Source organism: Desulfosceptrum tomskiensis (assembly GCF_049818055.1).
In the GTDB taxonomy this organism is placed as follows: domain Bacteria; phylum Bacillota; class Desulfotomaculia; order Desulfotomaculales; family JASEER01; genus JBFLVT01.
In genome coordinates this window covers 784,143-796,495 of the sequence record NZ_CP187479.1, presented here as the reverse complement: position 1 = coordinate 796,495, position 12,353 = coordinate 784,143, and the positions used below count along the sequence as shown (strand labels likewise).

Annotated in this window: 11 protein-coding genes and 1 tRNA gene; 8 read left to right on the top strand and 4 right to left on the bottom strand. The window is 60.6% G+C overall.

Annotation, left to right across the window (positions count from 1 at the left end; all coding sequences use genetic code 11):
- Positions 1 to 70: 70 nt before the first annotated feature.
- Positions 71 to 155: transfer RNA gene (locus tag ACPV0M_RS04035), tRNA-Leu, on the top strand.
- A gap of 82 nt (positions 156 to 237) precedes the next feature.
- On the opposite strand, the gene ACPV0M_RS04030 is transcribed toward ACPV0M_RS04035, so the two are convergent.
- The 3 genes from ACPV0M_RS04030 to ACPV0M_RS04020 all read right to left on the bottom strand — a co-directional run bounded on the left by ACPV0M_RS04030 (position 238) and on the right by ACPV0M_RS04020 (position 5,483).
- A complete protein-coding gene (locus ACPV0M_RS04030; RefSeq protein ID WP_425621684.1) occupies positions 238 to 3,858 on the bottom strand; it encodes an AAA family ATPase in 3,621 nt (1,206 codons plus the stop codon).
- Positions 3,855 to 5,111: an exonuclease SbcCD subunit D gene (locus ACPV0M_RS04025; RefSeq protein ID WP_425621683.1), complete on the bottom strand. Its 1,257-nt coding sequence runs from the start codon at positions 5,109 to 5,111 to the stop codon at positions 3,855 to 3,857. The genes ACPV0M_RS04030 and ACPV0M_RS04025 overlap by 4 nt, the downstream gene beginning before the upstream one ends.
- A 174-nt stretch (positions 5,112 to 5,285) precedes the next feature.
- Positions 5,286 to 5,483: a cold-shock protein gene (locus ACPV0M_RS04020; protein ID WP_425621682.1), complete on the bottom strand. Its 198-nt coding sequence runs from the start codon at positions 5,481 to 5,483 to the stop codon at positions 5,286 to 5,288.
- Between the two features lie 262 nt (positions 5,484 to 5,745).
- On the opposite strand from ACPV0M_RS04020, the gene pruA reads away from it, so the two are divergent.
- Entirely contained in the window at positions 5,746 to 8,709 is a 2,964-nt protein-coding gene (gene pruA / locus ACPV0M_RS04015) for an L-glutamate gamma-semialdehyde dehydrogenase (RefSeq protein WP_425621681.1), read from the top strand.
- 70 nt (positions 8,710 to 8,779) lie between these two features.
- Here pruA and ACPV0M_RS04010 read toward each other — a convergent pair whose 3' ends face one another.
- The gene (locus tag ACPV0M_RS04010; protein WP_425621680.1) at positions 8,780 to 9,100 is read right to left on the bottom strand and encodes a hypothetical protein; all 321 of its coding nucleotides are present in this window, start codon (positions 9,098 to 9,100) and stop codon (positions 8,780 to 8,782) included.
- A gap of 177 nt (positions 9,101 to 9,277) precedes the next feature.
- On the opposite strand from ACPV0M_RS04010, the gene ACPV0M_RS04005 reads away from it, so the two are divergent.
- The 6 genes from ACPV0M_RS04005 (at position 9,278) to ACPV0M_RS03980 (ending at position 12,303) form a co-directional block, all read left to right on the top strand.
- Positions 9,278 to 9,790, top strand: a complete 513-nt coding sequence (locus ACPV0M_RS04005; protein WP_425621679.1) for a hypothetical protein — start codon at positions 9,278 to 9,280, stop codon at positions 9,788 to 9,790.
- Between the two features lie 45 nt (positions 9,791 to 9,835).
- Positions 9,836 to 10,072, top strand: a complete 237-nt coding sequence (locus ACPV0M_RS04000) for a Sec-independent protein translocase subunit TatA/TatB (RefSeq protein WP_425621678.1) — start codon at positions 9,836 to 9,838, stop codon at positions 10,070 to 10,072.
- 70 nt (positions 10,073 to 10,142) lie between these two features.
- On the top strand, positions 10,143 to 10,634 hold the full coding sequence (locus tag ACPV0M_RS03995) for a metallophosphoesterase family protein (RefSeq protein WP_425621677.1): 492 nt from the start codon (positions 10,143 to 10,145) through the stop codon (positions 10,632 to 10,634).
- A 6-nt stretch (positions 10,635 to 10,640) separates the two neighbouring features.
- Positions 10,641 to 10,976, top strand: a complete 336-nt coding sequence (locus tag ACPV0M_RS03990; protein WP_425621676.1) for a nucleotide pyrophosphohydrolase — start codon at positions 10,641 to 10,643, stop codon at positions 10,974 to 10,976.
- 317 nt (positions 10,977 to 11,293) lie between these two features.
- On the top strand, positions 11,294 to 11,446 hold the full coding sequence (locus ACPV0M_RS03985) for a hypothetical protein (protein WP_425621675.1): 153 nt from the start codon (positions 11,294 to 11,296) through the stop codon (positions 11,444 to 11,446).
- 140 nt (positions 11,447 to 11,586) lie between these two features.
- On the top strand, positions 11,587 to 12,303 hold the full coding sequence (locus ACPV0M_RS03980; protein ID WP_425621674.1) for an HAD family hydrolase: 717 nt from the start codon (positions 11,587 to 11,589) through the stop codon (positions 12,301 to 12,303).
- Positions 12,304 to 12,353: the final 50 nt, after the last annotated feature.

Below are 12,353 nucleotides of genomic sequence, written 5' to 3'. Positions count from 1 at the left end.
GACACGGCCGCGGGCGGCTTTCCGGTTGACTTTCGGCCCGTCGCCGGGTAAAATAAAAAATGTTCACAATGTCGGAGTGGCGGAATGGCAGACGCGCACGTTTGAGGGGCGTGTGGGTTACCCCCGTGTGGGTTCAAGTCCCACCTCCGACACCAAGCTTATAATGATAAGACCTTGGGATTGATTCCAAGGTCTTTTTGATTTGTTAGGCAACCTTCTTCAGGTTTTTGTCCATCCTTAGCCCATCTCCTGTTCCAACCGGCTGCCGGTGCCGGAAGGGTCGGCCGGGTGGACGACCAGGCGCCTGGGCAGGCGATTTCTTAATTCGGGCACGTGGCTGATAACGCCGATGTTGAGGTGCACCAAACGCAGCCTCTCCAGGGTCGAAACCACCACTTCGAGAAGATCGGGGTCCAGGCTGCCGAAACCCTCGTCCAGGAAGAAGAACTCCAGCGGGTAACGGCCCTTCAATTGTATCTGCGCCGAGAGGGCCAGGGCCAGGGCCAGGGAGGTGACGAAGGTCTCCCCGCCGGAAAGGGTGCTTACGGATCGTTTGACGCCGCCGTTGGCCTCGTCGCGGATCACAAAACCGCCTTCGGAATCGACCTCCAAGGCGTAGCGGTGACCGGTCAGCTGGCCGAGCCGGACCGATGCGTCCCGCGTCACGCTGTCCAACTGCTCCTCGGCCAGAAAATCGACGAAGGCGTTGCCGCGAAACAGTTCTTTCAGCGTCTCCAGCCTTTTTTTCAGGCCCGCGGTTCTATCGGCGAGCTGCTTCAGTTTTTTCCACCGGGTATTGGCCTGGGCCGCTTTTTGCCAGACAAGCAGGGCGGCGCCTCTTTGTTCCACGGCATCGGTCCGCTCGCGCTGGGCGACCGCCAGTTCGTCCCGGCAGGCCTGCCATTCCGCCGGGGATACCGTGCGGCCCCCCAGCTTCTCTTTCAGGTTACGGATCAGGCCGGCCAGCCTTTCGTTTTCCTCGCGGAATGCATCAACCTTCTTCTGAAACTGATCCTGTTCTTCAGAAGTGAGCAGCGCCTGTTCGGCCTCGTGGCGCGTGGCGAAGCGCAGTTCGGCAAGGACGGCTTTCAGCCTGGCCGAGCTTTTGTCCATCCTTTCCCCGGCCAGGCTCACCGCCTTTTGGGCGGCGGCGACAGCCTGCTCCAGCGCAGCCCTTGCGTTCGCGGTCCGCTCCGCCGCCTCCCGGGCCTGCTCTTCGGCTGCGGCCAGCTCGTACAGGCGCGCCTCGGTCCGTTCGAGCAGCTCGCCGGCCGGTCGGCCGCCGGTGATCTCCCTGAGCTCGGTGTTCTTTTCCCTGTAGGCCGAGTGCAGAGCCGCCAGTCTTTCCTGACTTCCCGACACCTTGACATTCAATTCATCGCGCCGGGCAAGCAAGCCGTCGATATTCCCGGCAATGCCCGCGAGTTCGTTTTCCAGCTGCTCGCGCTTCTTTTCCAGAGCCGCTCGCCGGCTGTCGGACTGTTGAATCTGACGGTTTGCTTCTTCCAGCGTTTCGGCCGGAATCTCCCCCCGCGCCTCATCGAGCCGGATACGGCACTGTTCGGTCCGTGCCGCCGCCGCCGAGGCTCTTTCGGCGGCCTCCCTCGCTGCAGTCTCCGCGGCCCGGCAGGCGCTTTCAGCCCGGGCCAGCGCCCTGGCTGTTTCGTTATGCTTTTCCCGGGCCGCCTCCAGGGCCCGGGACTTTTCGTCGAGTTTTTTCTGCCAGTTGCTCCAGGCTTCGCGCTTCGCCTGCAATCCGGTTTCCCGCCGGGAAAGCTCGGCTTGCATCTTCCCGGCCGCCAGCCCTGTCCAGTCGCCGGGCATCTCCTGACGCAGCGAAGCCATCTGGTTCTCCAGGGACCCAAGGTGCGCTTCGACTTCCTGAACGGCGACGCCGGCCGACCTCAGCCGCTCCGCGGCGGCGGACTCCTCCCGCTGCGCCTTCGCCAGCGCGTTCCGGGCGGTTGCCAGGGAAGCCTGCGCATCTCGCAGTTCCTCTTCCGCCAGCGTTATTTCCTCTCCCCCGCCCGCGAGCGCCGGCAAAGGGTGTTCGGTTGACCCGCATACCGGGCAGGGCTCTCCCGTTTTAAGCAGCCGGGCGAGGTGACCGGCCATGTTCCGCGCGCGCAGCTCGTTCAGCCGTTCTTCCGCCGCATGCACGAGACGTTGCGCTTCATCAACCCTCGGTTCGGCTGCCGCCAGCGCTGTGACGGCTTTCCGGCGGGCGTCCTCCGCAGCGGTTAACTCCGATTGTTTGAGCGTTAAAAGCTTATGAGTCTCTTCCATATCCGCAGCCAGGCGGGCGGCCTGGCCGACAAGGCCGCGAAGGCGCTCCAGCTCGCGCACCAGGTCCTGGAGCGCGATGTCGTCGTCCGGCGGCCGGCTTTCCCGCGTCTCTCTTTCCTCGCGGCCGACCTTTTCAAGCTTAAGACGGGCCTGTCGCTCGGCATTCGCAGCCTCGGCCAAAGACTGCTTGGCCTTGCTCAGCCGCTCCTCCTTTTCCTGCCGGTAGACCTGCGCCCCGGCGTTCTCGGTTTCCGCGCCTCGCAACTGCTGCAAGGCCAGCCAAGCCCCCGCCACTTGCTTGCGCCGTTCCGGGTCGACCTGCGTCTCGGCGATGCGCGCCCTGCACTGCCGGAGTTCCTCTTCGAGCCGCTCCTTTTTCCGCCGGTAATCGTCAAGGGCGGTCTCGACACTGTCCTTCTGCCCCTGCAAGGTCTTTGAGGCTGCTAAAAGGCTTGCTTCATTCTCTTTGAGCCTGCCGACTTCCTTTTCGAGCGCGACGCCGCGCGTAAGTCGGGCTTTTAATGTCTGAAGCGCGGGTTCTTCGCGCTGCCGGTTGCCGCGGGTCTGCCGCAGCATCTCTTCCGCCTTCCGGGCTTCCTCACTTGCCAGGGCGAGCTTCGCCTGCGCGTCTTCCAGATCCTTCCGGGCGTCGGCGCAGGCCATCGCGGCTTCGTCGGCTTCGACCAGGAAAGGCTGCGCTTTGCCGGCGCGGGCGGCAGCGTGGAGTTTCTCATGCAGCCGAAAGATTTCAGGCTCCTGTTCTTGCCGAAGAGCCGCCTCGCGCTCGATACCGGCAAGCTCCTCCTGCCATTTCCACACCTCTTCGGCAGCCTTATACCTTTGTTCTATAAGGCGACAGCGGCTCTCAGCCTCTTCCGCGTGCGCCCTGGCCTGGTCAAGCCGCTGCGCGGCAAGTTCTAGGGCCTCGTCCGAAGCGTCTCCCAGCCCGTCCAGTTCCCCTTCCATGCCGGCTAACTCCCGGGTTGCTTTCTGCAGGCGGCTGTCAACCTTTTGCCTGAGTTTTTCACCGTACTCGGCGAGGCCGAAAAGCCGCTCCAGCATGCCGCGGCGGTCAACGGGCCTTATCTTCTTCAAAAACTCATCAAATTTGCCTTGCGGCAGGACCACCGCCCTGGTGAAGTCGTCGACGTTCAGGCCTAGCAACGCTTCGACCCGGCTGGTTACGAGCCCGGCTTTCTCGGCCAGCGGGACCTCGCCGTCCTCCGCCACCTCGACCAAGCGCGCCCCGGCGGTGGTTACGGAGTTGTTCTCCCCGCGCTTATATGCCCGCTCCACCCGGTAACGCTTTCTTCCCTCCGGATGGTTCAACTCGAAGGTGAATTCGACCAGCACCCGCTGCTCGGCGTGGTTCAAAATGCCGTGCGTGCCGTGGGAGGCCCGTTCCACTTTGCCGTACAGGCTTAAGGTGATGGCGTCCAGGATGGTGGACTTGCCGCTGCCGGTGGGGCCGAAAATCCCAAAGAGACCGGCCTCGCACAGCCGCTCGAAATCGACGGCCTGTGGTTCCCTGAAACTATGCAGTCCGGTGATTTTCAGGCTGACGGGTTTCATCGCAGGCCGTCACCTTCCTCCGGACGGTCTTCCCCGCCCTCGCCCAGCATCTCCAGGAAAAGGGCGACCAGCTGCCCGTCGGGTTCCGTTCCGTATTTGCGCGCGTAGAACCTTTTGAAGAGCTGGTCGACGGGCAGGCCGGCCCGGGACTCGGCTTGCCTGTCGCGCTGCAGCTCGGGATAAACCGCCCTGATATGGACAAAGCGCGCACAGGCCCTACGCAACTCGTGCACTTCCTGGAGGGAAAGCGGCCCGCCGACCGTAACCTCGAGGTCTATCCAGGCGCGCGGGTCGCGGCCCTCGTCGAGCCAGCGGTAAACCTGGTCCAGTCCTTCGGCGGCCTGCCAGCGGACCAGCGGGCGCCCGCCGGTCAACGGAACCTCGCGCACGACGGCCGGCCGGCCGGGTTGGACATCCACCACCGCTACCGACTTGGCCTGCCCGGCCTCGGAAAAGCTGTAGGCCAGCGGCGCCCCCGCGTAACGGCAAACCGCCGCCCTTCGGCTGACGGCCTGGGGCCGGTGGAGATGACCCAGCGCAACGTACTGCGCGCCGCCCGGCAGGTCTTCGGGCAGCACCGTGTTGGCTCCGCCAAGGGAAAAGACGGGGCGCTCCGAATCGCTCGTCCGCCCCCCCTGTACAAACATGTGACTCATCGCAATATTAACGGTGTCAGGGCGATAGTTGGCGGTTAGTCGGCCGAACAGTCTGCGGATTTTGGCCGAATAGGCCTGCTGCAAGGCGGCCTCGTCGTCGAGAGGCTCCTGCAACAGCTCCCCCAGCCTGGCTTCCGAAGGGTACGGCAAAGCTAGAATGACGGCCGTGTGATCGCAGCCGGGGACAGCCAGCTCCAGCCAAGAAGCCCCTCCGGCAAGCACACTGACGTTATCGAGACCTGCTCCGGGAGCGACGGGCGGCTGGTCGTCCGGCAGGCCCAAAAGGACGATGCCGTGCCGCCGCGCCAGCGGGGATGCCGCCACGAGGCGTTCGGGACTGTCGTGGTTGCCGGCGATGACCACCACCGCCCGCCTCCCGCCGGCCGCAAGCTGGTCGAGGGTGTCGTAAAAAAGCTGCTCGGCCGCCGAGGAGGGGTTGAAGGTGTCAAACACATCCCCGGCTACGAGGACGGCGTCTATTTTTTCATCGTCCGCCAGGCGGCAGAGTTCCTGGGAGAATTCCTCCTGTTCATCCTGGCGGCTCCTTCCCTCCAGGGTCCGCCCGAGGTGCCAGTCGGAGGTGTGCAAAAAACGCACGGGCTGCCACTCCTCTTAAGCTGATGACAATATCTTCTGCAAGAGGATACCGATACCTTCATACCAGCCCGGCAAACAGGCATGAGGTGACGCCTGAAAACCTTTGTACCGGCAAAAAAATGTAAAAGCCCCGTGATGCTTGACTCACGGGGCTTGCCTTTTTGCCGGATTGTCTTAGAGCACTTCGACGTTGGACGCCTGTTGGCCGCGGGGACCGCTGACGACTTCAAACCTCACCCTCTGGCCTTCCGCCAGCGATCGAAAACCGGACCCCTGAATCGCCGAAAAGTGTACGAACACGTCGGTTCCGTCTTCCCCCTCGATAAAGCCGTAGCCTTTAGAGTCGTTAAACCATTTGACTGTTCCTAACAAGACTATTCCTCCTGTAAGTGATTCATTTCTTAATACTTACCCTTGCGGTAGACGAATAACCGAACCCAACCGCTCTGAAAGGTTGGTCATAGTATTCCCTATCAACGTTACTTTCAAAACCGGTAACCTGGTGGGAACATTTTCCCGCCCCGGTGTGAAAAAGGTATCCATGACTCAAGGTAGAAATATTTACAGCAAAAGCATCAACACGTAATCCTTTGTATTTTATGCAGCCTGAAATCAACTACCCGGGAGGACGACAATGTTCGGCGGTACTGAAAAAAGAATTTTAGAAACAGGTCTCAAACTCTACCAGCAGATGCAAAGCGAGGCGCCTTCCGTTTTCAAGAAGGAATTCTGGAACGGGAAAATTATGGACTGGTGCATGAAGAACGAGGACTTTAAAGTTCAGATGTTCCGCTTCGTCGACGTGTTTCCGAGCCTCACCCACCCCCAGTCGGTCACGGACCACATCGACGAGTATTTCTGCCGCTCCGACCTCAACTTTTCCACCTCGATCCAGTGGGGGCTTAAGCTGATCACACCCGGCAACATCGGCAAAAACATCACCAACATGGCCAGGCAGTTCATCACGGGCGAGAACATCCAGGAAGCCCTGCCGGTGCTGACCGGCCTGCGGAACCAGGGCCTTGCCTTCACCGCCGACTTGCTGGGCGAGGCCGTGGTCTCCGAGAATGAAGCAGAGCAGTACTTTCAGCGCTACATAGACCTCCTGAACGCCCTCAGCGCGGCGCAGCGGAACTGGCCGGCGCTCGGCGGCGGGCAGGGCGACCTCGATTGGGGCTGCTCCCCCAAAATAAACATTTCCATCAAACCCTCGGCGATGTATTCGCAGATGAACCCGAGGGGGTTCGAACACTCCGTTTCGATGGCCAAAAACCGGCTGCGTCTGATCTTCCGCCGGGCTATGCAAAGCGGCGCCCACGTTATCCTGGACATGGAGCACACCGCCCTCAAAAACATCACTCTGGAGCTTTACAAGAGCCTGCTGTCGGAAGAAGAGTTCAGGAACTACCCCCACACGGGGATTGTCATCCAGGCCTACCTCAAGGAAAGCGAGGCCGACCTGGAAGAACTGATCAAGTGGGCGAAGAAGCGCGGGCAGAGGTTTACCATCCGCCTGGTCAAGGGGGCCTATTGGGACATTGAGACCGTCATGGCCAAGCAGCACAACTGGCCGATCCCCGTTTTTACCAGGAAGCACGAGACCGACGCCAACTTCGAAAAACTGGCCAGGCTGATCCTGCAGAACAGCAGGCACGTCTCCCTGGCCTGCGCCTCCCACAATATCCGCTCCATCGCCTACGTCATCGAGCAGGCCAGAAAGCTGAAAGCCGAGGGCCAGGTCGAATTCCAGGTCCTGTACGGGATGGCCGACTCGCTGTACAAGGCCCTGGGCAAGAACGGCCTCAAGGTGCGCCTTTATACCCCGATCGGCGCCATGATCCCGGGCATGGCTTACCTGGTGCGGCGGCTGTTGGAAAACACCGCCAACGAGTCGTTCCTGCGTCAGAGCTTCGCCGAAAAGAAGTCGATCCAGGAACTCCTGCGCAACCCGGCGGAAATCAAAGACAGCGCCGCCCCGGCCCCGCCTGCGCGCGAATGCCCGGAATACGGCGACAAGGGGCCTTTCCGGAATGAGCCCCTCCTTGACTGGACCATCGCGGCAAACAGGGCCGAATTCCAGGCCGCGCTGCAGAAGGTGCGCGCCGAAACCGGGAAAAAAATCCCGTTGTACATCAACGGGCAGGCCGTTACGACGTCCGCAGAGATCGTATCCACCGACCCCAACGATCCCGGCCACGTAATCGGCGCGGTCTCCGCCGCCGGGCTGGCCGAGGCCGAAGCGGCGATAACGGCGGCCAAGAAGGCCTTTGCATCCTGGCGCGACACCGACCCGCGCGAAAGGGCCGAGTACCTCTTCCGCGCCGCCGCCGTCGCCCGGGCCATGCGTAGGGAACTCGCCGCCCTGCAGGTGTACGAAGTCGGCAAGAACTGGAGCGAAGCGGACGCCGACGTGACGGAAGGGATAGACTTCCTGGAGTATTACGGCCGGGAGATAATCAGGCTCGCCAGGCCCCGCCGCATGGGGAGGGCGCCGGGCGAAGTCAGCCGGATGTTTTACGAGCCCAAGGGCGTGGGCGCAGTCATCGCCCCCTGGAATTTCCCCTTCGCGATTTCGGTGGGCATGACCGCGGCCGCCCTGATCACGGGCAATACCGTGGTCTACAAGCCCGCCTCGCAATCGCCGGTGGTCGGGTCGAAGGTCTACGAGATCTTCGTCGAGGCCAAGCTGCCTTCGGGGGTGCTGAACTTCCTGCCCGGACCGGGAGGCAAAATCGGGGACTACCTGGTTACCCACCCCGAGGTTGCGTTCATCGCCTTTACGGGATCGATGGAGGTGGGCCTGCGGATCGTCGAGCTGGCCGGGAAAACCCCGGCTGGGGCCTCGAGTGTTAAGAGCGTCGTGGCCGAGATGGGCGGTAAGAACGCCGTCATCGTCGATGCGGATGCCGACCTGGACGAAGCGGTGGTGCACACCATCTATTCCGCCTTCGGCTACCAGGGACAAAAGTGTTCGGCCTGTTCGAGAGTCATCGTGCTGGAGGAAAACTACGACGGCTTCGTCCACCGGCTGTGTGAAGCCGCCAGGAGCATCGTGATCGGCTCTCCCGAAAGGCCCGAGACATATATGGGGGCGGTCATCGACGAGAGCGCCAAAGCGAAGATCCTCTCCTTCATCGAGCAGGGCAAGAAAGAAGGCCGTCTCCTCGTCTACAGGGACGAGCCGGAGATGCGGGGACACTACGTCCCCCTGTGCATTTTCGAAGGCATCCGCCCGGAGCACGTCCTGGCCCAGGAGGAGATCTTCGGACCGGTGCTGTCGGTCATCAAGGTCAAGGATTTCAACGAAGCGCTGGAGGTAGCCAACGGTACCCGTTACGCCCTAACGGGCGGCCTGTTCTCCAGGAGCCCCAAGAATATCGCCCGGGCGATGCGAGAGTTCAGGGTGGGCAACCTTTACATCAACCGCGGCTGCACGGGCGCCATCGTCGAGCGCCACCCGTTCGGGGGCTTCAAAATGTCCGGGCTGGGGTCCAAGGCCGGCGGCCCCGACTACTTGCTGGAGTTCATGGTCCCCCGGGTCGTCACCGAAAACACCATCCGCAGGGGATTTGCCCCAAGCGCGGAAGGCGACATATAACATGCCCGAAACATACCCCGAACATCAAGCTGAACCCAAAGTTGAAAGGAGCCGTCCAGGCTCCTTTGCTTCAGAAGGTGATGACCTTGTCCGCCCACTCGGTGCAGTAATGGACGAGGTTGTGGATGGTGGCCGGCTTGCAGCCGCGGGGCAGCGCGTCTTGAATAGGGATGGCTTTGCTCTTGCACGCGTAGAGGTCGCCCGCGAATTCGCAAAAAGCGTCGACCACGTTTTCCGAACCTAACGCCGCCAGCGCCTCTTCACTGTGGAGGCACTCGCCCATCAGGTGCACTTTGACGCTGTGTCCCTGATTGAGGCTGGTGATACCAAACCTGAAAGCATCAACAAGAGTCTCCCGGGAAGTCGTCGTGACGATGATCATGATGTTCATGCCCCATCCCCTCCCCCACCTTCCGCGAACGGAAGCAGAACTCTTCCCCCGCCGCAGTACCATAATTATACCATTCCATAACGGTCTGCCGCAGCATCCACTGTTGTGATTGCCGCCGGTAACGTGTATAGTATACCAAGAGCAGTAATCTTTTTTCCCCTGTGAGGTGTCTCCCGTTTGCGCAACGACCCGCGCTCGAACCGTTCGGTAAACCCGCTCTTCAACGACGGGATCAGCCCGATGCACAACGCCACGCTCAACCCCAAGACATACAGCGCGATCAACCCGCATTTGAACCCCTTTATCAACCCGGAACGCCGGAGCGAAATAAACCCTGCGGTCAACCGGGAGCTCAGCCCTCTGGCTGATGAAAGTCTGAACCCTCTGGTCAACAAAGCCCTCAACCCGGTCAGTCATGCCGGCAGCGGGAACGTTGACGCGGGCGCGCGCAGGTTCTCCGTCTACGACTTAAATCTGAACAACGTCGGAACGGCCGTGCAGGCCTCGGACCGGGTTTGGCTTTGGTTTGACCGGGACGGCCGTTGGACCGGTTTTGCCGTGGAAAACGGGTTCGAGGGCCTGAACCTTTTCGACCGGGACGAGCAATGGGTCGGATTCCTGGCCCCCAACGGGCGTTCAGGCTATAACCTGTTCAATTTGCAAGCCGAGTGGACAGGCTTCTTATGTTAAAAAGCGAAGCGCCGAAGTCCTGACCTTTAACGAGGAGGGTGCAAAATGTTTCCACACCTGGGTATACCCGAACTCATTCTGATTTTGGTGATTCTCCTGATCATCTTTGGTCCGGGTAAACTGCCGCAGTTCGGCAGGTGGCTGGGCAGGACCATCCGCCAGGTCAGGGAATCAAGCCGCGATACCGTGGAAGGCTATAAGGAAAGCATCCAGGCGGAGGACGAAAAGGACGATAAACAGCAGCGCGCGCTGGAAGCGTCGAAAGAAAACAAGGCGCAGTAAACGTTAAAAGCGGGGGTCTTGCCGGAGGCAGGACCTTATTTCTCTTTCAGCAAACGGAGGTTGTGGAGCGGTGCGGGTTATCGGGCTGATCGCCGACACCCATATCCCCGCCAGGGCCGATGCCCTGCCCGTCGAGCTGGTCAACGGCCTGGCGGGTGTGGACATGATCATTCACGCCGGGGACATCGTCCACGCGTCGGTCCTGAACGCGCTTAGCGAAATAGCGCCGGTGACGGCGGTGGCGGGAAACATGGACCCTCCCGAGCTGCATGCCCGGCTGGGCAGAGCAAAAACCCTGTCGATCGGCAGATATACCATCGGGGTGATCCATGGCGACGGGGTGCGGGGAACGACGTCGGAACGCGCCCTTGCCGCTTTTCCAAACACCGACTGCATCGTCTTCGGACACAGCCATCAGCCCCTCGTCGAGAGAGCCGGCAGGGTGCTGCTCGTCAATCCCGGTTCGCCGACCGACAGGCGGAGGTGGCCCTATCATTCGTACGGCATCCTCTACGTCAGCGACCGCCGCATAGAGGCTCGCATCATCAGGCTGGAGGATTAGGAGAGCATGCAGACAAACGACATAAACTTGCTTATGGATGAAGTGATCCGGTTCCGCGACGAGCGCAACTGGGCCAGGTACCATACCCCGAAGGACCTGGCCATGTCCGTCGCCATCGAGGCCGCGGAACTGATGGAGATCTTCCAGTGGAAAGACTTGCAGCGGGATGAGCTCCTCCAGGAAAAGTACCTGCTCCCCGTCACGGAAGAAATCGCCGATGTGGCCATCTACCTGCTGATCCTAAGTCACGACCTGGGGATCGACCTCGGTGAAGCCATAAGAAGGAAACTGGCCGCCAACGCCGGGAAGTACCCCGCCGGAGAAAGTGACAACCTCTGGTAAAAAGCTTTTCAGAAAGCGAAACAGCAGGCCGCTTGAGTATGTGATCATATGAACGATACTTGTCGAACAGGCCCGTCCGGGAAACAGGCTGTTATCACCGTCGCCTTCAAAAAGGTTTTGAAACCCCGTAATGCTTTCAGGACAAGCGTTTGCCGCGGTATAAAAAACGGCATGCGGCGGAGGAAATTAGTGAATGTCTTCACTAACGTCAGAACGTTCATTATATCGTGCGTATAGCTGGATTGTCGGGAGCGGACAATGCAGGTATAGTTTCGTTATACCTCATACTGTGGGAGGTGTCAGCGATAACAGCCGGTTTGCACGGACCCGCCGCGGCCTTCAGGATGCCCGACGAGCTGGTCAGGTGCGATAAACGCCGAAAACTGCATGGCGAAGCCAACAGCGTGCATCAGAAGATGCTTGAGACCCTGAAGAAAAAGGGCATACAGCGCATTCGCCTGCGCTGGTGAGACTTCGGCTTGTGAGCCGTGCGCTCGATTAATACCGGGGGGCATAGAACACCTCTATGTCCCCCTCGCATCCGGACACTGCACTGGGGACGGGTGCAATCGACCGAAATACTGGATAGACTGCTATCGGCGGAGGGAATATGCTGCGCTACCTGCTTTTCGATCTGGACGGAACGCTTTTGCCGATGGATATGGACAAATTCCTGGGAGCCTACCTGCGCCTGCTGGCCCCGCGACTGAGCGATTACCTCGCACCTGAACGATTCGTTAAGGAACTGCTTATCAGCACCGAGGCGATGATTGTCAACAACAACCCTGCAAAAACAAATGAAGAAGTCTTCATGGACGATTTCTTCGGCCGGACGGGGCTGCCCAAAGAAGAACTGTTGCCTATTTTCGAGGATTTCTACCGGAGGGACTTCCCCTCCCTGGTTCATGCCACCCGGCCTTCCGCAACCGCGGCCTTAATCCTTAAGAAAGCGATAACGAAAGGCTACGAGGTAGTCATAGCAACCAACCCGATTTTTCCCAAGCTGGCCGTCGAGGAACGCCTGCGGTGGGTCGGCGTTGCGGACTTCCCCTTCAGGCTGGTGACGACATACGAAGAAATGCACTTTTGCAAACCGAACCCGAACTATTATAGGGAGATCATCGAAAAGCTCGGCTGCACGGAGACCGCATGCCTGATGGTCGGCAACGACGTTGAAGAGGACCTCGTGGCGGGGAAAACAGGGATGCGGACCTACCTGGTCGAGGACTGCGTCATCAACCGCAAGGGATGCGCCTACCGGGCGGATTTCCAAGGCTCGCTGGAAGACCTGTTGGCGTTCGTGGACAGCCTTCCCAAGGTGACCTAATCCCCTGTATAACGTGCGACGCCCGCCGGAAACGGCGGGCGCCTTTGAAT